Below are 21,578 nucleotides of genomic sequence, written 5' to 3' on the forward strand. Positions count from 1 at the left end.
TTTTTTTTCAGCGATACCATATCGATGGCGATCATGATTAAGACGGCAATAAAGAAGATGCCGTAAAACATCGGCGAGCCGACGGACGGGTATTGGGTCATAAACAATCCTTGTGTGTGGGGTATGGGTAAGGTTTACCAAGACAGGTAGAACATTGCTTTGGCAAAAAAGACGATAAACAGCATATGGCTGAATACAACGGCGTGTATGTATTTCGACCAGCCGACGGTGAGGGTGTGCCGTGCCATTTTGACGACGGCGATGGCAAAATGTACCAAAACGCTTATTGCCAACAGGATTTTGATGCTCAGCATGATGCCGAAAGAGCTGTCGAATGGGTGGTGCAGTATCGGCAGGTAGCGGTTGTACACCATCACGATGCCGCTGATGAACAGGGTAATGACGACAGGCGGCATTACGCGGACGGCACGATAGGACATGGCATGTTCGACTTCGCGGCGCGATTCGCGTGAAACGCGGCCGGTGTGTAAAACGGAGAGGACCAGCATTTCGAAAAATACGCCGCCGACAAAGGCAATCGCGCAATAAACGTGGATGATGTGTGCCAGTGCGTAGATACTCATGACGGGTGTTTCCGGTAATTCAGACAAGTCGTCATTGTATCACTACCGAATGCGGTTGATGCATGCGCAATTTTATGCTAAATATATTAAATTTTATAAATATTCTATTGGAATTGCCGTTTGTTTTTGAGGTTAACCGTTCATCAAGGGCGTTATCTTAGTTTAATCTGTCTTTACTTATCAGAAAATATATTAATGAAAGGTTGTGCCATACTGCTCCATATAAAGCTTAATCCCTGATGGAGAATCAAACCATGAAGAAAACTTTTGCAAAAACTGTGACCTTGATCATGCTGGCCGCTTCTTTGGGTGCATGTGCCAATATGACTCAAACCCAACGCAACACTGCTGCTGGTGCGGTATTGGGTGGTGTGGCAGGTAACTTGATTGGTGGCGATACTGGCTCTACCTTGGGTGGTGCGGCTTTGGGTGGTGTTATCGGCAGTCAGGTTCATACTCGCTACTAATCCTTTATTCGGTTAAAAATAAAAAGGCCGTCTGAACATTCAGACGGCCTTTTGTTTTACGGTTTATTCGTTGACGAAGGTTACACCGGTCAGTTGCGATTGCAAAATGGCAGTACGCAAAGCAGTCAGTGCTTTGGGACGGACAAAGTTGCGACGATAGGCCAAAACGACACGGCGGTGCGGTGCAGTACCTTCAAACGGGATAATGCTGAAAAGCATGTGGTCGTTTTCGGTCAATGCGGTAGCCGGCATGACGCTGATGGCCAGGCCGCTGGCAACCATGTGGCGGATGGTATTGATGGAGCTGCCTTGCAGGGTATTGGTCAAACCTTGGATTTTTTGTTTGGAAGCCAATTCGGAACAGCTCGCCAACACTTGGTCGCGCATACAGTTGCCTTCGGACAGCAGCAACACTTGTTCTTCGCCTAAAAGCTGAGGCGTAACGGCATCGAGTTCTTCAAAGTGATGGCCTTTGGGAACAATGACGAAGAAAGGTTCGTCATACAGAGGCTCGGTCACGATGCCCGGCTCTTGGAACGGCTCGGCAACGACGATTGCATCGACATCGCCACGTTTGAGCGACTCGGTCAGGATGTGGGTATAGTTCTCTTCCAGCATCAGTGGCATTTTCGGCGCGGTTTCACGCAGCGCGGTAATGAGCTTGGGCAGAAGGTAGGGAGCAACGGTGAAAATCAGGCCGAGTTTGAACGCGCCTTCCAATTCGTTTTGCTCTTCATTGGCAAGGTGCTTGATGAGTTCTGCTTCTTCCAAAACCCGGCGGGCTTGGGCGACAATGCGCTCGCCCGCTTCGGTCGTGATGATGTCGTTGCTGCTACGGTCGAACAGGGATACCGACAGCTCTTCCTCCAGCTTTTTGATGGCGATGGAGAGGGTGGGCTGGCTGACAAAGCAGCGTCGTGCGGCACGTCCGAAGTGACGTTCTTGTGCGACGGCTACGATGTAACGCAATTCGGTCAAGGTCATGTGTTAAGCCTTTTTTTGTTCCGGCAGGGTGATGTTCAGCTCAAGAACGTCCAAGCCGTCTTGTTTCTCTTGGGAGATGCGGATGTCGTCCAATGATACGTTGACGTATTTGGACAGGACTTCCAACAACTCTTTACGCAGGGTCGGCAGATAGTCCGGAGCTTGGCCTTCTTGTGCGCGTTCTTGCGCGATGATGATTTGCAGGCGGTCGCGCGCGACGGTGGCGGTTTTCGGCTTTCTGCCGAACAGCATATCGAGCAGTGACATGTATTAACCTCCGAACAGTCGTTTTAAGAAGCTTTTCTTCTCAGCTTCGAGGAAACGCATTTCGCGGTTTTCACCCAAGAGGCGGGCGATAACGTCTTTGTAGGCTTCTGCCGCTGCGGCATTGTCTTGGTGGATGACAGGTTCGCCGGCGTTGGAAGCTTGCAGGACGTTTTGTGATTCAGGAATCACACCGATCAACGGAATACGCAAGATGTCGCAGATATCTTGTACAGACAGCATTTCGCCTTTAGCCACGCGCTCAGGGGAGTAGCGGGTAATCAGCAGGTGCTCTTTAACAGTGCTGCCTTGTTCTGCTTTGCGGGATTTGCTTTGCAAAATGCCCAAGATGCGGTCGGAGTCGCGGACGCTGGATACTTCCGGATTGGTGGTAATGATGGCTTCGTCGGCAAAGTAGAGTGCCATCAGTGCACCTTGTTCGATACCGGCAGGGGAATCGCAGATAATGAATTCGAAGCCCATTTTTTCGCTGGCCAGCTCTTTCATCACGTTGTCCACGCCTTCGCGGGTCAGTGCGTCTTTATCGCGGGTTTGCGATGCAGGCAGGATGTAGAGGTTTTCGCAGTTTTTGTCTTTAATCAGGGCTTGGTTGAGTGTGGCTTCGCCTTGGATGACGTTGATGAGGTCATACACGACGCGGCGTTCGCAACCCATAATCAGGTCGAGGTTGCGCAAACCGACGTCGAAGTCGATCACGGCGGTTTTGTGGCCGCGCAGGGCCAGGCCGGTTGCGATGCTGGCGCTGGTAGTGGTCTTGCCTACGCCGCCTTTACCTGAAGTTACTACGATGATTTTGGACACGATATTTCCTTTTTAAGTACTGATGTTTATTCGGCGTCGATTGCGCTGATAACCAGTCGGTTGTCTTGCAATGATACTTGTACGGGTTTTTTGTGCAGATGCTCGGGCAGGTCTTGCTCGAAGTTGCGGTAGATACCGGCAACGGAGACTAATTCGGCCTGCATGGAATGAATAAAGATGCGCGCGTTGGTATTGCCTTTTGCGCCGGCCAACGCTCTGCCGCGCATGGGGGCGTAAATATGGATGTTGCCGTCGGCGATAAGTTCCGCACCTTGGCTGACGATGCCAGTAACGATGAGGTCGCCGTTTTCAGCGTAAACCTGCTGGCCGGTACGCACGGGCGTGCTGACCAATACGGTCGGATTGTTGATAACGGTGGCTTGTACGTCTTGCGGCTGCGGTGCTTGGCGAGGAGTAGGTGCTGCTTGTGTGTCGGCTGCCTGGGTGGAGTTGCCTTGTTTGAAGACCAAGTGGTAACGCGCCGCCGCTGCCGCCCATGTGTCGCTGGTGTGGTGCAGCCCTAAAATTTGCATGCCGTAACGGGCAAACAGGGAAATCATGCCGCCCAAATCGATGGATTCGGGGTGGTCGAAATCTTGTACGTCTAAAATGAAGGGAACGAATTCGTCTTGGGATTGGCCTGCCAGTTGGCGTAGGAATTCTTCCAATTCGGCTAGATCTGCGGTGTGCAGATGGATGGATAAGACGTCCAAACGTGACGTTTTTATGTCGAATGCGGGTTTCATTGTAATGAAATAATAAAATTTTTTAATGACGTAAGTTTACCGTGTAAATCTTGGCTATTCAATCTGTTTGGCCGTCTGAAACCAAAATATTTTGTTTGAACGTTTTTCAGCTGTATTTTAGTGTGGTTTTTTGGTGTGAACGCAGGTTTCAGACGGCCTTGGGAAAGGGGTAGCCGTGTGTGTCGATGTCGTCGGCGGCAGCCCACGGTGTGTGGATGAGGGTGGAGGGCAGGTGAGCTAATTCGGGGAGGTAACTGCGGATGTAGCTGCCGTCGGGGTCGATTTGGTGCGAACGGTGGGCATAGCGGACGGTGGTCGTGTCTTGGGCGGCAAGGTGCCAGTTGGCTTGGTTGAGCGCGGGGTCGGTGCCGGTTTGGACGGAGGCTGTCCACGCGATGCCTTGGTTGGGGTCGAAGTTGAGGGCATGGCAGAAATAGTGGGCGCACAGCTGCTGGAGAACGGGATGTAAGTGGCCGGTGGCTTCGAGGCCGCGGATGGAGGCGTCGATGATGGGCACGCCGGTTTGGCCGAGTCGCCAGTATTCGCGTACCGGAGCGGCATCGGTTGTTTCGGGCAGGCGGCGGTGGTAGGCGAGCTGGTAGCAGTAGTCGCGGAAAATGAGTTTGTCCAGCCACTCGAAATGTCGGTTTGCCAATCCTTCGGCAGCCAGCAGGCGTGGGGAAATGCAGCCTGCGGACAGATAGGCATTGAGGAGGCTGGTGTTTTTTCGTGCCGGAAAGTTTTGGGTAATCGGATAGTGAACCAAATTCTGTTTGAACGCGTGCCATTGCGTTAAGGCTGCGGTTTCGCCGCCCTGCTGATAGGCAGGCAATACCGTGCCGGTATGGGCTGGAAACAGTGGAACGTTTTGTTCGGTTTGAACAGGCAATTCGGTTTCAGACGGCCTTTGTCCTGAATAAGCCTGCAACCATGCTTGTTTATAGGCGGCAAAATCGGTGTGGGGCAGGCCGTTGGCATCCATGAGGGGGGATTTGGCCAAAATGCCGCGGTCGTTGGCATGTTGCAGCGCAATGCCTGCTCGGTCGAAATTGTGCCAGAGGTGGTTGTCTTGGCGGATTTCGGCTTCGGTGTAGGCTTCGTCTGTGATGACGGTATAGGCATTGAGCGCAGCAGCCAAGGGGAGGAGGTCTTCGTCGGAGGCGACAACATATAAAGGAATATGGTGCGCCGCCAGACGGGTATGCAGCTCTTGTGCGGCTTGATAATGGAACAGGCTTTGACGCGGATTGTGGTTTTCAGACGGCCTTTGGCTGACCCAGACGCAGGCGATGGGCAAACCGCTTGCAACGGCGGCATTAAGCGCGGCATTGTCGTGCAGGCGGAGGTTGCGGCGGAACCAGACAAGGACGTGGGCAGATTTCATGAGCATGTTCCGACGGAAAAGGGGAAAACCATTTTATCAGAATCGGCCTCATGTATCAGGCCGTCTGAAAAATCTTTTGGTTTGATTTCGCTATATAATTTTGGTTTTAGCAACGAGATGCAACCATGACCGAGCAAACCGTTTTGGCACTCATTACCTGCCAAACCTATCCCGAACCATCGGACAACCTGAAAACATTGGCGGCATGCTTGGAAAGCATGGGCGTGAAAACCGTATTTGATGCGTGGCAAAACCATCCGTCCGCACCGTTTTTACTGCCTTTGTGCGCATGGGATTATGCCGCCGAACCCGAAGCTTTCCGCCAATGGCTGGAGCATGCCGGGCAGGCGGGGCAGCGTTTTATCAATCCGCCCGAATTGATGGCTTGGAATATGGAAAAGACTTATTTGTGCGATTTGGCGGCGCGCGGCGCGCAAGTGATTCCCAGCGTGTTTGTTCCGTCGCAAAAAACCGAATTGGCGGACATCCTGAACCAACAAGGTTGGACGGAAGCGGTCATCAAGCCGGCATTCGGGCAGAGCGGCAAAGACGTGGTTAAAGTTTGTGCGGACGCATTGGACGTGGATATGGCGGATTATCCGCAAGGTATGATTGTTCAACCTTATATCCGCGAAATCGAAACGGCGGGTGAAACCTCGCTGGTGTTTTTCAACGGCGTATTCAGCCATGCCGTGCGCCGTCAGCCGCCACAAGGCGAATGGCGCGCCAACTCGGCCTATGGCGTGTCGGTGTTCGGTATTGAGCCGCCCGAGTTTGCCGTCCGTGCCGCGCAAGACGTACTGGCTGCCTTGCCGCAAATGCCGGTTTACGCCCGCGTGGACGGCACATTGGTCGGCGACACATTCCTGCTCAATGAGTTGGAACTCATCGAGCCCGCCCTGTATTTGCACACCAGCGAAGGCGCGCCGGAACGTTTTGCCCGACTGTTGGCGCAGTTGCTTGGGCAACATTCATCAACCTGATTTTATCAATATAATTAAAAAGCCTCAGGCCGTCTGAAAACCATCTTTCAGACGGCCTGAAGCTTTTTTAAAACAAGATTTGCGCGTTTGTATTTTTCAATAATGTGCCATTTGTCGATTGTGTCATTTTAATTGTTGCAGTCTTAATTGATGGTTGATTAACTTTCATTTGGCATTTTATCTCGGCCGCAGCCTTTATTTTTAGCGGATTGTAAACAATCTGACCGGTCTAAATAGATATCTTTTTAGGGTAAAACCTCAAAAATCTTTTTAAAAAGAAAGATATTGTCTTATTGAATATTCTGTGCTGAAATTACATGACACTACAAAAAGTAGTGCATAAAAAAATAAAACAGACAAAGGAGAAAGCCATGCAATTGTTTTTAGACAATCTTAAAGCCTTTTTCGAAACCATCAGCGGCTGGGTCTGGGGACCTATTATGTTGATGCTGCTGGTCGGTACGGGCATTTTGCTGACCGTTTTGCTGAAAGGCTTGCAGTTCACCATGTTGGGTTATGCGCTGAAACAGGCGTTTGTGCCGTCAAAGAAGCATGAAAACGGCGAAGACCACGAAGGCGATATTTCCCATTTTGCGGCGTTGATGACCGCGCTGTCCGCCACCATCGGTACGGGCAACATCGCCGGTGTGGCGACTGCGGTGGTAACCGGCGGTCCGGGCGCAGTATTTTGGATGTGGATGACCGCCATTTTCGGCATGGCCACCAAATACGGCGAGGGCGTGTTGGCGGTGAAATACCGCGTCACCAATTCCAAAGGCGAAATGTCCGGCGGCCCGATGTATTACATCGAAAAAGGCTTGGGCAAAAACTGGAAATGGATGGCCGTTGCGTTTGCGCTGTTCGGCACATTCGCTTCCTTCGGTATCGGCAGCTCGGTGCAGTCCAACTCGGTTGCGCAGGCAGTACAAACCAGCTTCGGTGTCGAACCTGCCTACACCGGCGTGATATTGACTGTATTAACGGCCATTGTGCTTTTGGGCGGCATTAAGGGTATTGCCAAAGCCGCGTCCTTTATCGTACCTGCCATGGCAGTGTTTTATGTAGTGGGCGGTATTTCCATTATTGTCGTGAATTCTGACGCATTGATGCCTGCCGTCAAACTGATTTTCTCTGATGCGTTTAGCGCGCAAGCTGTGGCCGGCGGCGCTATTGGTACGGTCATCCGCTACGGCGTGGCGCGCGGTGTGTTCTCCAACGAGGCAGGTATGGGTTCTGCGCCGATTGCCGCCGCCGCCGCGAAAACCGACCACCCCGTCCGTCAGGCTTTGGTTTCCATGACCGGTACTTTTTTGGACACCATCGTTGTCTGCTCGATTACCGGTATCGTGTTGGTTATGGGTCTGCTCGGCGCAGGCGGCGAATTTGTGAAACCTGAATTGAGCGGCGCGGCGCTGACAACCGTCACTTTCCAAAAAATGCTGCCCGGTATCGGCGGCTGGATTGTCACCATCGGCCTGATTTTCTTTGCCTACTCAACCATTCTCGGCTGGTGTTATTACGGCGAGAAATGCGCGGTTTACGTCTTCGGCGAGAAGTTTGCCGGTTTGTACCGCGTGGGTTATGTTTCTTCAGTTATGCTGGGAACCGTGTTGAGCCTTGATTTGGTGTGGCTGGCTTCGGACACATTCAACGGCTTGATGGCATTGCCCAACCTGATTGCGCTTCTGTTGATGGCGAAAGTCATCGTCAATGAAACGCGCGACTTCAAACAAAAAATCAAAAACGGCGAATTGCCGCATTAATATCCAAGGCCGTCTGAATATGAATATTCAGACGGCCCGATGTATATTAAGTCTGTTTGGAAAAAAGTCAGAGGAGGAGAAAAATGAAAGTGCTTGTTTTAGGTGCTGGCGTTGCCGGCGTATCTTCCGCGTGGTATCTGGCAGAGGCAGGACATGAAGTAACAGTCATCGACCGCGCCGAGGGCGTAGCGATGGAAACCAGTTTTGCCAATGCAGGCCAGCTTTCCTACGGCTATACCACGCCTTGGGCGGCACCCGGTATCCCGACCAAAGCACTGAAATGGCTGTTTAAAAGCCATCCGCCTTTGCTGTTTCGCCCTGACGGCAGCCTGTATCAAATCGAATGGCTGTGGCAAATGTTGCAAAACTGCACGGCAGCGCGCTATCAAATCAATAAAGAGCGCATGGTCAGGATTTCCGAATACAGCCGTGAAATGTTCCGCCGTTTTGAAGCGCAAACCGGCATGAATTTTGAAGGGCGCAAAAAAGGGACGTTGCAGATTTTCCGCCAAGCCAAAGAAGTTGAAGCGGCAGAACAAGACATTGCCGTTTTGGAACGCTACGGCGTGCCGTACCGCCGTCTGAAACCTGAAGAATGCGCAGAATTTGAGCCTGCGCTGGCACGCGTTACCACCAAAATTACCGGCGGTCTGCACCTGCCTGCAGACGCGACCGGCGACTGCCACCTCTTCACTGAAAACCTATACAAATTGTGTCAGGAAAAGGGCGTACAGTTCCACTTCAACCAAAACATCAGCCGCATCGACCACAATGGTTTGCGCATCAAAGCCATTGAAACCGAAACAGGGCGGTTTGAAGCAGATGCCGTTGTCTGCGCGCTCGGCTGCTTCAGCAGGACGGTTTTGGCGCAGTTGGATCTCAACCTGCCCATTTATCCCGTCAAAGGCTATTCCTTGACCCTGCCGGTCACAAATTCAGACGGCGCGCCGGTTTCCACCGTTTTAGATGAAAGTTACAAAGTTGCCATCACGCGCTTTGACAACAGAATCCGCGTCGGCGGCATGGCGGAATTGTCGGGCTACGAAATCAAACTGCCCGAAAAACGCCGCGAAACCTTGGCTTTGGTCGTCAACGATTTGTTCCCAGAAGGCGGCGATTTGAGCCAGGCATTGTTCTGGAGCGGCCTCAGACCGATGACGCCCGACAGCACGCCGTTAATCGGGCGCACCCGCTTTGAAAACCTGTTCCTGAATACCGGCCACGGTACTTTGGGCTGGACCATGTCGCTGGGCTCGGCAAAATTAACTGCCGATATCGTGAGCGGCAAAGACACCGAAATCCGCAGCGACGACTTGAGCCTGTCACGCTATCAGGCTTAAGCTGGAAAGCGATAAGGTTTAGCGACATTTCAAACTTAAGGGCCGTCTGAAAACCATTTTTCAGACGGCCTTTTGTTTCAAAATCCGGGTATCCAATCAATAAAATAAATAATAACTATTATCATAATCATTAAAAAGTGTTAGTCTGAACCTGTCCCAGCTTTTAGCGCAGGTTTTCTCATGCCCGATTTTTCGATGTCCAATTTGGCCGTTGCCTTTTCCATCACGCTGGCTGCCGGTTTGTTTACCGTATTAGGCAGCGGCTTGGTGATGTTTTCCAAAACGCCTAATCCGCGCGTGTTGTCGTTTGGTTTGGCATTTGCCGGTGGTGCGATGGTGTATGTTTCCCTGACGGAGATTTTCAGTAAATCCAGTGAGGCGTTTGCTGAAATTTATGATAAAGACCACGCGTTTGCGGCGGCGACCATGGCATTTTTGGCCGGTATGGGCGGCATCGCACTGATTGACCGCCTGGTGCCGAACCCGCATGAAACCTTAGACGCGCAAGACCCGTCGTTTCAAGAAAGCAAACGCCGCCATATCGCGCGAGTCGGCATGATGGCGGCGTTTGCGATTACGGCACACAATTTCCCCGAAGGCTTGGCGACGTTTTTTGCCACCTTGGAAAATCCGGCGGTCGGGATGCCTTTGGCCTTGGCAATTGCCATCCATAATATTCCGGAGGGCATTTCCATTGCCGCGCCGGTTTATTTTGCCACCCGAAGCCGTAAGAAAACGGTATGGGCGTGTCTGTTATCCGGCTTGGCCGAGCCTTTGGGGGCGGCTTTGGGCTATTTGGTTTTGCAGCCGTTTTTATCGCCTGCCGTGTTTGGTTCGGTATTCGGCGTGATAGCCGGCGTGATGGTGTTTTTGGCGTTGGACGAGTTGCTGCCGGCCGCCAAACGCTATTCAGACGGCCATGAAACCGTTTACGGCCTGACAACGGGTATGGCGGTGATTGCTGTCAGCCTAGTATTGTTCCATTTTTAAAACCCGTATGCCGAAGGCCGTCTGAAATGATTCAGACGGCCTTTTTGCGTTATAATCCGCACATCAAAAATAACCTTAATTTCACAAAGTTCCATCATGTTAGACAAATACAATCCAGCCGAAATCGAATCCAAACATTATCAAAACTGGGAAAAGCAGGGTTATTTCCAGCCTGATATGGATTTGACGAAACCGTCTTTCTCCATCCAACTGCCGCCGCCCAACGTAACCGGCACGCTGCACATGGGTCATGCCTTCAACCAAACCATCATGGACGGTCTGACCCGCTACTACCGTATGAAAGGCTGTAACACCGCCTGGATTCCCGGCACCGACCACGCGGGCATCGCCACGCAAATCGTGGTCGAGCGTCAGCTTGCCGCGCAAAACGTGTCCCGTCATGACTTGGGTCGCAAAAAATTCTTGGAAAAAGTGTGGGAATGGAAAGAAGTTTCCGGCGGTACGATTACCCAGCAAATGCGCCGCGTGGGCTGCTCTGCCGACTGGACGCGCGAATATTTCACGATGGACGACGTGCGTGCCGAAACCGTGACCGAAGTGTTCGTGCGCCTGTTTGAGCAAGGCTTGATTTACCGCGGCAAACGCTTGGTGAACTGGGATCCGGTGCTTGGCACGGCAGTGTCTGATTTGGAAGTGGAAAGCGTGGAAGAACAAGGCTCTATGTGGCACATCCGCTATCCGCTGGCGGATAATCCCGCCGAAGCCGTTATCGTGGCAACCACCCGTCCCGAAACGCTGCTGGGCGACGTTGCCGTTGCCGTCAATCCCGAGGACGAACGTTATACCCATTTGATCGGCAAAGAATTGATCCTGCCGCTGACCGGCCGCACTATCCCCGTGATTGCCGACGAATACGTTGAAAAAGATTTTGGCACCGGCTGCGTGAAAATCACGCCTGCGCACGACTTCAACGACTACGAAGTCGGCAAACGCCACGACACGCGCCTGATTAATGTGTTCGATTTGGAAGCCAAAGTGCTGGCAAACGCCGAAGTGTTCAACTTCAAAGGCGAAGCGCAACAAGGCTTTGCCCTGCCTGAAAAATACGCAGGCTTAGACCGCTTTGCCGCGCGCAAACAAATGGTTGCCGATTTGCAGGAACAAGGCTTCTTGGTCGAAATCAAACCGCACACGCTGATGACGCCGAAAGGCGACCGTACCGGCTCAGTGATTGAGCCGATGCTGACCAGCCAATGGTTTGTCGCCATGTCCGCCACGCCAAACGGCGGCGAGCCTGACAGCGAATTCAAAGGCTTGAGCCTCGCCGACAAAGCCAAAAAAGCCGTCGACAGCGGCGCAGTGCGCTTTATCCCTGAAAACTGGGTCAACACCTACAACCAATGGATGAACAACATCCAAGACTGGTGTATCTCGCGCCAACTGTGGTGGGGCCATCAAATCCCTGCATGGTACGACAACGAAGGCAATGTGTATGTTGCCCGCAATCAGGAAGAAGCCGAAAAACAAGCCGGCAAAACAGGCTTGACTCGCGAAGAAGACGTATTGGATACATGGTTCTCCTCCGCCCTCGTGCCGTTCTCCACGCTCGGCTGGCCGTCTGAAACCGACGAACTCAAAGCCTTCCTGCCGTCCAACGTCTTGGTTACCGGCTACGAAATCATCTTCTTCTGGGTGGCGCGCATGATTATGATGACCACCCACTTCACCGGCAAAGTACCGTTTAAAGACGTGTACATCCACGGCATCGTGCGCGACCACGAAGGCAAAAAATGTCCAAATCCGAAGGCAACGTCATCGACCCTGTGGATTTGATTGACGGCATCGACTTGGAAAAACTGCTGGTGAAACGTACCACCGGCCTGCGCAAACCCGAAACTGCGCCGAAAGTGGAAGAAGCAACCAAAAAACTCTTCCCCGAAGGCATTCCGAGCATGGGCGCGGACGCATTGCGCTTCACCATGGCGAGCTACGCCAGCCTCGGCCGCAGCGTCAACTTCGACTTTAAACGCGCCGAAGGCTACCGCAATTTCTGCAATAAATTGTGGAACGCCACCAACTTCGTGTTGATGAACACCGAAGACAAAGACTGCGGTCAAGACGAAATGCAGCCGTTGGCGTTTACCTTCGCCGACCAATGGATTATCGGCAAACTGCAACAAGCCGAAGCCGCCGTTGCCGAAGCCTTTGAAACCTACCGCTTCGACCTTGCCGCGCAAACGCTGTACGAATTTGTGTGGAACGAATATTGCGACTGGTACATCGAGCTGGCAAAAGTGCAAATCCAAACCGGCTGCCCGACAACCCAGCGCACCACACGCCGCACCCTCGTGCGCGTACTCGAAACCATCCTGCGCCTGCTGCACCCAATCATGCCGTTCATTACCGAAGAGCTGTGGCAGGTGGTTGCGCCTCTGGCGAATGCCAAAACCGCCGACAGCATCATGTTGGCCGCCTATCCGCAAGCCGATAAAGAAAAAATCGTTCAGACGGCCTTCGACAAAATGGCCGCATTGAAAGACTTGGTGGAAGAAGTGCGCAAACTGCGCGGCGAAATGGGTATCGCGCCAAACGTCAAAGCGCCGCTCTTTGTCGAAGGCAGCGCAGAACTTGAAGGCCTGCTCAAATACCTGCCGTCGCTGACCCGACTGACCGAAGCCAAGCTGGTGGACAACCTGCCCGAAGCGGAAGACGCACCTGTCGCCGTCTGCAACGGCGCACGCCTGATGTTGAAAGTCGAAATCGACAAAGCCGCCGAAACCGCCCGTTTGAGCAAAGAAGCCGAGAAGCTGCAAAAAGCCTTGGACAAACTCAACGCCAAACTCTCCAAACCCGGTTATACCGAAAAAGCCCCGGCGCATTTGGTGGAAAAAGACAAAGCCGATTTGGCGGAATTGGAAGACAAAATGGCGAAAGTGCAAACTCAGTTGGCGAAGTTGAAAGGGTAGTATTGTTTGGTTGTAAAAGGCAGCCTGAAAATTGTGGAATAGGTTTCAGGCTGCCTTATTTTAACCCTGCGGGAGAGTCAAAAATGTTTGAAACACAAGTTTTCTTTAACCAGAAAAAAGGAAAATCCAGTTCTTTAATCAACCGATTAAATGAAGTAATCGACAAACGCAAGAAATACGGCTTGTACATTGCAAGCTGTTATCTGCCTGATGAAAAAGGGCTCAGCAAACTAGTGGAATTTGTTAAGGAGTTGATGAACGATATAAAAATTTACGAAGTGAGTTTTTATATTGATGCCCGACAAGTAGTAAAACTATCCACGCCTATTATTGAAACCAAACTGCTTAAGCCATTGGCAAGACTGTTTGGGGATGAGCAAGTGTCTTTTCATGTTGTAGAGTCTGAAAACTTGTTCCATACAAAGGCATTAGCACTTATTGACAACTTTGATGAACCGAATGGTGCTCTTTTTGTCGGTTCAAGCAATTTCACCTCTGCCGGTTTGTTTGCAAACAAAGGAGGCAATCACGAGACTGGTATGCTCAGTAGCAACTTGAACGATATTTACAATTTTATTGAGAGCCTACAAGAGCTTCCCGTTTGCTTACTTCAAGATTTTTCTGCTTACAAGTTAGATTCTTATACTTTTCAATACTCCCTTGTTTCACAAGGGAGATTTGTTCATAAATGGCAGCAAACCTTGCAGCAATATTTTGCTATCCGCTATGAATTAACAGAGCAAGGAAGGCGGGAAATTGGCTCAGAGCAATTAAAAAGCATGGGGTTTGACATTGATGCAGAGACAATCAGCAAACAATTTCTTCAATTTGATAGTTTCGTAGATAGCGCAGAAGCTGAAGAATTAAAAAATTTACGACGAAAAGGAATCGAAACATATCTCGGACATTGGGTGCCCAAAAGTATGATTCAAGTTACTAAGAACAATGCAGATTTAAATAAATTTTACCAGTGGCTTGAAGATTCTGTTCGTATGCAGCTTGCTCGCAAAGAACATGAAATTTTTGAGCAATACCAATTACTGCTGGAACAGGGAATTATCAAGCCAACCAGTAAAAAAGCTTCAATGGTTTTTGGAGACAGGCTGGCGAAATTAAGGAAAGATTTGGATGAAAACGACGGACATAAATTGCGTCGTTTCCTCAATAAATTTGAAATTTTTGATTTGCCTTATGATTTCTCATGTAAATCAGAAATTAAAGACCTTTATGATATTTTGGTTGAATCATCTCAGGCTGCAATTAGAAAAAAAGAAGCAATGAAGCGGATAAATCAGGCTATTGAAGAAAAAAATCCTGATTTAATCAATGATTGGATAGAAGAGTAAGCAAGCGTAGGTTAGGTCAAGACCCAACAAAACCATTAAATAATCTGTTTTGTATTGGGTTTTCAACCCAAGCTACCAAAAGGCCGTCTGAAACTGCTCTTTCAGACGGCCTTTTTCTCAATCCATCAAATTCAATCAAACCAAACGATCTGACTTTCATCCACACTGATGCGGATTTCCTGTCCGGTTTGCGGTTTGTCCGTATCGTGGTCGGCGTGGGGATACCAAATCAAATCGCCGTATTGCGGATGGGTGAGGGTGAGGCGTGTGCCTTCGGCGAGGGGGACGGCTTTGCTGATGCGGACGGCTGTGCCATTTGGGTCGAATCGGATGGCGTGTTGGGGAATGTAGCGGGTGTCGCTGGTGTTGGCCAAACCGAGCAGCAGGGCGGCTTGGGCGTTGACGGGGCGGCGGATAAGGGTTTCCGGCGTGCCGTGTTGGAGAATGCGGCCTTCGTGCATGATGGCGATGGTGTCGGCCATGGTGCAGGCTTCCTCGGCGGAGTGGGTCACGAGGATGGCGGGGATGTTTTGATTGCGAATACGTTCGGCAGTCAGGGTGCGCAGGTGGTGGCGCAGGTGGGTGTCGAGGCTGGAGAAGGCTTCGTCCAAGAGCAACAGCGACGGGCGCGTGATGAGGGCGCGTGCGAGGGCGAGGCGTTGCTGTTCGCCGCCGGAGAGGCTTTCGGGTTTGCGTTGCGCTTCGTGTTCCAAACCGATGTCGCGCAAGGCCTGCATGGATTGTTCTTCGATTTCGGCTTTGGGCAGACGGCGCATTTTAAGGCCGAAGCCGACGTTGTCGAGGGCGGTTAAATGCGGCAAAAGGGCGTAGTCTTGAAACATCAGCGAGATATTGCGTTTTTCAGACGGCATGTCGGTGATGTTGTCGCCGTTGAGCCAAACTTCGCCGCTGTCGGGACGCACCAGGCCGACGATGGTTTTGAGCAGGGTGGATTTGCCGCAGCCTGAGCGGCCGAGTACGGCGAGGATTTCGCCTGCTTCGACGTTTAGGTTGATGTCTTGGGCAACGGTTTTGCTGCCGAAGCGTTTGTTGATGTTTTTGAGTTGCAACATGGTTTCAGATGGCCTTTAAAAATGGGGTCGGCAACGGATGCTGTCGAGCCATGCGGACAGCGGATGTTTGGGGTCGATCAGGCCGTATCGCCGGCAGGCTTCGATCGTGACCAGCTGGGCATCGTGCATCATGTGTCTGCCCAACATGGCATCAAGCAGGGTGGGGATGTCCATCAGTTCAAAACCGGCGACTTCGCCGTCTTGGTTGGCGGGTTGGAAGCCTTCGGGCAGGACGATGTCAAAGATATACAGGATTTCGTTGTGGACACCGCGATTAACCGGGCGCAAACTATATATTTGGGCGGTCGGTCGGATATGGGGTGTTAACGAAGCGGGAATGCCTGCTTCTTCTTCACCTTCGCGGCAGACGGCTTCAGACGGCCTCTCGCCGCTGCTGATGCCGCCGCCGGTCAGGTTGTCGAGTTTGTTTGGATCAACGGCTTTGTGCGGACTGCGGCGGCCTATCCAAAAGCGTAAACCATCTTCTGTTTCGATCAATCCGTTCAAATGCACTGCCTGGCTCATCAGGCCGAACGGACGGAAGGCGGCGCGTTCGAGTGCGCATAAAGGCTTGCCCGATTGGTCGCAGATGTCGAATTTCTCACCGCGCCAACCTTTGAGCCAACCGCACTCGCGCCATTGTTGCGCCAGCGTTTGCAAACTGTCGCCCATCTGAGCCCAGCTGTCTGTTTCCAAATTCAGGCCGTCTGAAAGGGTTGACTGCCTGCCTGTCCAATCTTGCCCGAGGCGTTCGCGCCATAACGGGTTCAGACGGCCTAAAGGCAGGCCGTTGAGATACAGAATGCACCAATCGTCGGATGCGCCATAGCTTGTTTGCGCCCAATCCCACAATGCGTCGTGGACATCGGGTGTGAATACCTGTTCAAAACGGAAAGACTGAGACATGGCGCATCCTCCAAAAGAACTAAAGATACATCGATTTTAGCCGTTTACGGCGAATTTGCAAAACAACCATACCCCTTGAAAACCGCTATAATAGAGTAAACCATCCGAAACGAGCACATCATCATGAGTGAATTGACCGATATCCTTTCCTACAACCAACATTTCGTTGAATCGGGCGAGTACGAAAAATATTTCACCAACAAATACCCCGGCCGAGAGCTGGCCATTCTTTCCTGCATGGACGCACGCATTATTGAATTGTTGCCCAATGCTTTAGGCTTGAAAAACGGCGATGCCAAGCTCATCAAAAACGCCGGTGCGCTGGTGACCCACCCTTGGGGTTCGGTGATGCGCAGTTTGTTGGTGGCCGTATTTGAACTCAAAGTCAAAGAAATCATGGTCATTGCCCACCACGACTGCGGTATGCGCGGACTACACGCAGAAGAGTTTCTCCAACGCGTACACGACAGCAATATCCCTGACGACCGTATCGAAACCTTGCGCAATGCCGGTATCGATTTGGACGGCTGGCTGACTGGTTTTGACAATGTCGAAGACAGCGTGCGCCATACCGTCGAGCTGATTCGCAAACATCCGCTGATGCCCAACAACATCGCCATCCACGGCCTGGTCATCCACCCGACCACAGGCAAGCTCAACCTGATTGTTGACGGCAGCCTGCCTGCTTCAGACGGCCAAAACATCTAACGCAGACACTACCCAAAATGAAAAACATCGGATTATTCGGCGGCACGTTTGACCCCATCCACAACGGCCACCTCCACATCGCCCGCGCCTTTGCCGACGAAATCGGTTTGGACCTCGTCGTCTTCCTGCCGGCAGGCGACCCGTACCACAAAGACAGCACGCGCACGCCGGCACAAGAGCGCCTCAATATGGTCGAACTCGCCATCGCCGACGAGCCGAAATTCGCCGCCAGCGACTGCGACATCGTCCGCGACGGCGCGACCTATACGTTTGACACCGTCCAAATCTTCCGCCAGCAGTTTCCCGGCGCGCAACTGTGGTGGCTGATGGGCAGCGACAGCCTGATGCAGCTGCACACATGGAAAAAATGGCAAACCCTCGTGCGCCAGACCCATATCGCCATCGCCATGCGCCAAGGCGACAACCTCAACAAAACCCCGCGCGAATTGCACGCATGGCTCGGCGAAGCCCTGCAAAACGGCAGCGTCCGCATACTCAACGCGCCGCTGCACAACACCAGCTCCACCCAAATCCGTGCCAATCTCGCCAAAACGCACCATTCAGACGGCCTGCCACAACTCGTCGCCCAATACATCCGCCAACACAAACTCTATGAAAAATAGCGTTTATTCAGGCAGATAAGCTATAATGCCGTCTGAAAACATTTCAACTAGGAAAACAATGAACGAACAAGAATTGCAAGACCTGCAAAAAATGGTCGAAGTGGCCGTAAACGCCCTCGAAGACATCAAAGCCAAAGACATCTCCGTTTTGGAAACCCAAGACAAAACCTCCCTGTTCGCCCGCATGATTATCGCCAGCGGCGACAGCACACGCCAAGTTAAAGCATTGGCCAACAACGTTGCCGTCGACTTGAAAGAAGCAGGTTTTGAAATCCTCAGCACCGAAGGCGACAGTGGCGAATGGACGCTCGTCGACGCAGGCGACCTCGTTGTCCACGTTATGCTCCCTGCCGTGCGCGACTTCTACGACATCGACACCTTGTGGGGCGGAGAAAAACCGAGTTTCCATGCCGGTATGCAAAAACCTTGGCACGCCGCCGACTAAAACGGTTTATCCATACAAAGGCCGTCTGAAACTTGAAAGCAAGCAAGTTTCAGACGGCCTTTTGCTATAATTCCATTCTTTTCACATTATTCAATTTATTGCACCATCATGCCGCAACCCGATTTCGCCCAAACCCTCTCCAAAGACCGCCATTTTCTGCGATCTGCCTTTAAAAACCCCAATAAATACGGTGGCTTGGCCAAGGTTGAGGAAAAATACAAAAAATCGCACGACCTCTATCTGCAACGCCTGTCCAAACTGCCCAAGCCCGAATTCGACAACACGCTGCCCGTTCACGAAAAACTCGACGAAATCAAAAAAGCCATTGCCGAAAATCAGGTAACGATTATTTGCGGCGAAACCGGTTCGGGCAAAACCACGCAGCTGCCCAAGATTTGTTTGGAACTCGGGCGTGGGGCGGCAGGCTTGATCGGGCATACCCAGCCGCGCCGTTTGGCTGCGCGCTCCGTAGCAGAGCGGATTGCCGAAGAGCTGAAATCCGAAATCGGCAACGCGGTCGGCTATAAAGTGCGCTTTACCGATCACACCTCGCGCGATGCCTGCGTCAAGCTGATGACCGACGGCATCTTGTTGGCAGAAACCCAGACCGACCGTTATCTCGCCGCCTACGACACGATTATCATTGACGAAGCGCACGAACGCAGCCTGAACATCGACTTCCTTTTGGGCTATTTGAAACAACTGCTGCCGCGCCGCCCCGATTTGAAAGTCATCATCACCTCGGCAACGATAGACGCAGAACGCTTCTCCCAACACTTCAACGGCGCCCCCGTTTTAGAAGTGAGCGGACGGACGTATCCCGTCGAAATCCTCTACCGACCGCTGACCAGCAAAGACGAAGACGACGCAGAAGTTGAGCTGACCGACGCGATTGTCGATGCGGCGGACGAATTGGCGCGATATGGCGAAGGCGATATTTTGGTATTCCTGCCGGGCGAGCGCGAAATCCGCGAAACCGCCGAAGCCCTGCGCAAATCCACGCTGCGCCGAAACGACGAAATCCTGCCCCTATTCGCACGCCTGTCGCACGCTGAACAGCACAAAATCTTCCACCCCTCAGGCGCAAAACGCCGCATCGTGTTAGCAACCAACGTCGCCGAAACCTCGCTCACCGTGCCGGGGATCAAATACGTCATCGACACCGGCCTCGCGCGCGTCAAACGCTATTCCGCACGGGCGAAAGTGGAGCAGCTTCATGTCGAAAAAATCTCCCAAGCCGCCGCCCGCCAACGCTCCGGCCGCTGCGGCCGCGTCTCCGCAGGTGTATGTATCCGACTGTTTTCAGAAGAAGATTTCAACAGCCGCCCCGAATTCACCGACCCAGAAATCATCCGCAGCAACCTCGCCGCCGTCATCCTGCGCATGGCATCGCTGAACTTGGGCGACGTAGCAGCATTCCCATTTTTAGAAATGCCCGATTCGAGGTATATCAATGACGGTTTTCAGGTATTGCTGGAGTTGGGTGCGGTAGAGGCCGTCTGAAAATAAAACTTTCTTCATAAAAAGGCAGGCCATATTTCATTTTCAGACGGCCTAAATCATTGAGAAGCTAAAAACTATTAAAAAGGGAATATTGGGTTTTAAAACTCAATCGGTAAATTTTTTATTGTGAAATATTAATGATGAAAAAATCTTTCTTCACGCTTGTTCTGTATTCGTCTTTATTGACTGCCAGCGAAATTGCCTATCGCTTTGTATTCGGGATTGAAACCCTGCCGGCTGCGAAAATGGCGGAAACGTTTGCGCTGACATTTGTGATTGCTGCGCTGTATCTGTTTGCGCGTTATAAGGCGACGCGTTTGTTGATTGCGGTGTTTTTTGCGCTCAGCATCATTGCCAACAATGTGCATTACGCGGTTTATCAAAGCTGGATGACGGGCATAAATTATTGGCTGATGCTGAAAGAGATTACTGAAGTCGGCAGCGCGGGGGCGTCGATGTTGGATAAGTTGTGGCTGCCTGCGTTGTGGGGCGTGGCGGAAGTCGTGCTGTTTTGCAGCCTTGCCAAGTTCCGCCGTAAGACGCACTTCGCCGCCGATATTTTGTTTATTGCAGCGATGTTGCTGATTTTTGGACGTTCATTCAGTACGACGCAGGAACACGGTATTTCGCCCAAACCGACATACAGCCGCATCAAAGCCAATTATTTTAGCTTCGGCTATTTTGTCGGGCGTGTGTTGCCGTATCAGTTGTTTGATTTAAGCAAGGTTCCTGTGTTCAAACAGCCAGCGCCAAGCAAAATCGGGCAGGGCAGTGTTCAAAATATCATCCTGATTATGGGCGAAAGCGAAAGCGCGGCGCATTTGAAACTGTTTGGTTATGGGCGCGAAACTTCGCCGTTTTTAACCCAGCTTTCGCAAGCCGACTTTAAGCCGATTGTGAAACAAAGCTATTCCGCCGCTTTGATGACGGCTGTGTCCTTGCCCAGCTTTTTCAATGCCATACCGCATGCCAACGGCTATGAACAAATCAGCAGCGGCGATACCAATATGTTCCGCCTCGCCAAAGAGCAGGGCTATGAAACGTATTTTTACAGCGCGCAGGCGGAAAACGAGATGGCGATTTTGAACTTAATCGGTAAGAAATGGATAGACCATCTGATTCAGCCGATGCAACTCGGCTACGGCAACGGCGACAATATGCCCGATGAGAAACTACTACCTCTGTTCGACAAAATCAATTTGCAGCAGGGCAAGCATTTTATTGTGTTGCACCAACGCGGTTCGCACGTCCCATACGGCGCATTGTTGCAGCCTCAAGATAAAGTATTCGGCGAAGCCAATATTGTGGATAAGTACGACAACACCATCCACAAAACCGACCAAATGATTCAAACCGTATTCGAGCAGCTGCAAAAGCAGCCTGACGGCAACTGGCTGTTTGCCTATACCTCCGATCATGGCCAGTATGTGCGCAAAGATACCTACAATCAAGGCACGGTGCAGCCCGACAGCTATCTCGTGCCACTGGTGTTGTACAGCCCGGATAAGGCCGTGCAGCAGGCTGCCAACCAGGCTTTTGCACCTTGTGAGATTGCCTTCCATCAGCAGCTTTCAACGTTCCTGATTCACACGCTGGGCTACGATATGCCGGCTTCAGGTTGTCGCGAAGGCTCGGTAACGGGCAATCTGATTACAGGCGATGCGGGCAGCTTGAACATTCGCGACGGCAAGGCGGAATATGTTTATCCGCAATAAGCGGC

At 51.8% G+C, this 21,578-nt stretch carries 19 protein-coding genes and 1 pseudogene; 12 read left to right on the forward strand and 8 right to left on the reverse strand.

The features are described from left to right. Window positions 1-134: 134 nt before the first annotated feature. The gene (locus tag HMPREF3022_RS04755; RefSeq protein ID WP_070624655.1) at window positions 135-584 is read right to left on the reverse strand and encodes a CopD family copper resistance protein; all 450 of its coding nucleotides are present in this window, start codon (window positions 582-584) and stop codon (window positions 135-137) included. A 254-nt stretch (window positions 585-838) separates the two neighbouring features. Between HMPREF3022_RS04755 and HMPREF3022_RS04760 the strand changes: the two genes are divergently transcribed. Further along, window positions 839-1,051, forward strand: coding sequence for a glycine zipper 2TM domain-containing protein (locus tag HMPREF3022_RS04760; protein ID WP_003684747.1), 213 nt, complete (start codon window positions 839-841; stop codon window positions 1,049-1,051). A gap of 63 nt (window positions 1,052-1,114) precedes the next feature. Here the strand turns inward: HMPREF3022_RS04760 and HMPREF3022_RS04765 are convergent, their stop codons facing one another. The 5 genes from HMPREF3022_RS04765 to HMPREF3022_RS04785 all read right to left on the reverse strand — a co-directional run bounded on the left by HMPREF3022_RS04765 (window position 1,115) and on the right by HMPREF3022_RS04785 (window position 5,251). Next, window positions 1,115-2,035 (reverse strand): hydrogen peroxide-inducible genes activator, encoded by a 921-nt coding sequence (locus HMPREF3022_RS04765; RefSeq protein WP_049330768.1) that lies wholly within the window; start codon window positions 2,033-2,035, stop codon window positions 1,115-1,117. Between the two features lie 3 nt (window positions 2,036-2,038). Continuing rightward, the gene (gene minE, locus HMPREF3022_RS04770) at window positions 2,039-2,302 is read right to left on the reverse strand and encodes a cell division topological specificity factor MinE (protein ID WP_003680625.1); all 264 of its coding nucleotides are present in this window, start codon (window positions 2,300-2,302) and stop codon (window positions 2,039-2,041) included. Between the two features lie 3 nt (window positions 2,303-2,305). Further along, entirely contained in the window at window positions 2,306-3,121 is an 816-nt protein-coding gene (gene minD / locus HMPREF3022_RS04775) for a septum site-determining protein MinD (RefSeq protein WP_049330767.1), read from the reverse strand. 26 nt (window positions 3,122-3,147) lie between these two features. Beyond that, complete coding sequence (minC, locus tag HMPREF3022_RS04780; protein WP_049330765.1) at window positions 3,148-3,867, reverse strand: septum site-determining protein MinC; 720 nt, start codon at window positions 3,865-3,867, stop codon at window positions 3,148-3,150. Between the two features lie 148 nt (window positions 3,868-4,015). Beyond that, window positions 4,016-5,251: an FAD-binding domain-containing protein gene (locus HMPREF3022_RS04785; protein ID WP_065425640.1), complete on the reverse strand. Its 1,236-nt coding sequence runs from the start codon at window positions 5,249-5,251 to the stop codon at window positions 4,016-4,018. Window positions 5,252-5,376: 125 nt separating this feature from the next. Here HMPREF3022_RS04785 and HMPREF3022_RS04790 point away from each other — a divergent pair, with 125 nt between their 5' ends. The 6 genes and pseudogenes from HMPREF3022_RS04790 to HMPREF3022_RS04815 all read left to right on the forward strand — a co-directional run bounded on the left by HMPREF3022_RS04790 (window position 5,377) and on the right by HMPREF3022_RS04815 (window position 14,600). Further along, window positions 5,377-6,234, forward strand: coding sequence for an ATP-grasp domain-containing protein (locus HMPREF3022_RS04790; RefSeq protein ID WP_049330763.1), 858 nt, complete (start codon window positions 5,377-5,379; stop codon window positions 6,232-6,234). Between the two features lie 371 nt (window positions 6,235-6,605). Next, window positions 6,606-7,997, forward strand: a complete 1,392-nt coding sequence (locus HMPREF3022_RS04795; protein ID WP_049330762.1) for an alanine/glycine:cation symporter family protein — start codon at window positions 6,606-6,608, stop codon at window positions 7,995-7,997. An 83-nt stretch (window positions 7,998-8,080) separates the two neighbouring features. Continuing rightward, window positions 8,081-9,337, forward strand: a complete 1,257-nt coding sequence (locus tag HMPREF3022_RS04800) for a D-amino acid dehydrogenase (protein ID WP_049330761.1) — start codon at window positions 8,081-8,083, stop codon at window positions 9,335-9,337. 180 nt (window positions 9,338-9,517) lie between these two features. Beyond that, complete coding sequence (gene zupT, locus HMPREF3022_RS04805) at window positions 9,518-10,327, forward strand: zinc transporter ZupT (RefSeq protein ID WP_002224778.1); 810 nt, start codon at window positions 9,518-9,520, stop codon at window positions 10,325-10,327. A gap of 96 nt (window positions 10,328-10,423) precedes the next feature. Beyond that, window positions 10,424-13,254, forward strand: a pseudogene (locus tag HMPREF3022_RS04810) (valine--tRNA ligase). Window positions 13,255-13,337: 83 nt separating this feature from the next. Beyond that, window positions 13,338-14,600 carry a phospholipase D-like domain-containing protein gene (locus tag HMPREF3022_RS04815; protein ID WP_070765191.1) on the forward strand — a complete coding sequence of 421 codons (1,263 nt, stop codon included), beginning with the start codon at window positions 13,338-13,340 and terminating at the stop codon, window positions 14,598-14,600. 131 nt (window positions 14,601-14,731) lie between these two features. Here the strand turns inward: HMPREF3022_RS04815 and HMPREF3022_RS04820 are convergent, their stop codons facing one another. Continuing rightward, window positions 14,732-15,673 (reverse strand): ABC transporter ATP-binding protein, encoded by a 942-nt coding sequence (locus HMPREF3022_RS04820; RefSeq protein ID WP_070765192.1) that lies wholly within the window; start codon window positions 15,671-15,673, stop codon window positions 14,732-14,734. Between the two features lie 15 nt (window positions 15,674-15,688). Further along, window positions 15,689-16,579 (reverse strand): NUDIX hydrolase, encoded by an 891-nt coding sequence (locus HMPREF3022_RS04825; protein WP_070765193.1) that lies wholly within the window; start codon window positions 16,577-16,579, stop codon window positions 15,689-15,691. Window positions 16,580-16,702: 123 nt separating this feature from the next. Between HMPREF3022_RS04825 and HMPREF3022_RS04830 the strand changes: the two genes are divergently transcribed. The 5 genes from HMPREF3022_RS04830 (at window position 16,703) to lpt3 (ending at window position 21,573) form a co-directional block, all read left to right on the forward strand. Then, on the forward strand, window positions 16,703-17,287 hold the full coding sequence (locus tag HMPREF3022_RS04830; RefSeq protein ID WP_070765194.1) for a beta-class carbonic anhydrase: 585 nt from the start codon (window positions 16,703-16,705) through the stop codon (window positions 17,285-17,287). Between the two features lie 17 nt (window positions 17,288-17,304). Beyond that, the gene (nadD, locus tag HMPREF3022_RS04835) at window positions 17,305-17,910 is read left to right on the forward strand and encodes a nicotinate-nucleotide adenylyltransferase (protein ID WP_070765195.1); all 606 of its coding nucleotides are present in this window, start codon (window positions 17,305-17,307) and stop codon (window positions 17,908-17,910) included. Window positions 17,911-17,968: 58 nt separating this feature from the next. Next, on the forward strand, window positions 17,969-18,355 hold the full coding sequence (rsfS, locus tag HMPREF3022_RS04840) for a ribosome silencing factor (RefSeq protein WP_002246503.1): 387 nt from the start codon (window positions 17,969-17,971) through the stop codon (window positions 18,353-18,355). A 108-nt stretch (window positions 18,356-18,463) separates the two neighbouring features. Then, on the forward strand, window positions 18,464-19,858 hold the full coding sequence (gene hrpA / locus HMPREF3022_RS04845) for an ATP-dependent RNA helicase HrpA (RefSeq protein WP_079454211.1): 1,395 nt from the start codon (window positions 18,464-18,466) through the stop codon (window positions 19,856-19,858). A gap of 137 nt (window positions 19,859-19,995) precedes the next feature. Then, on the forward strand, window positions 19,996-21,573 hold the full coding sequence (lpt3, locus tag HMPREF3022_RS04850) for a lipooligosaccharide phosphoethanolamine transferase (RefSeq protein WP_141756497.1): 1,578 nt from the start codon (window positions 19,996-19,998) through the stop codon (window positions 21,571-21,573). Window positions 21,574-21,578: the final 5 nt, after the last annotated feature.

This window comes from Neisseria sp. HMSC065C04 (assembly GCF_001815375.1).
Taxonomy (GTDB): Bacteria; Pseudomonadota; Gammaproteobacteria; order Burkholderiales; family Neisseriaceae; genus Neisseria; species Neisseria flavescens_D.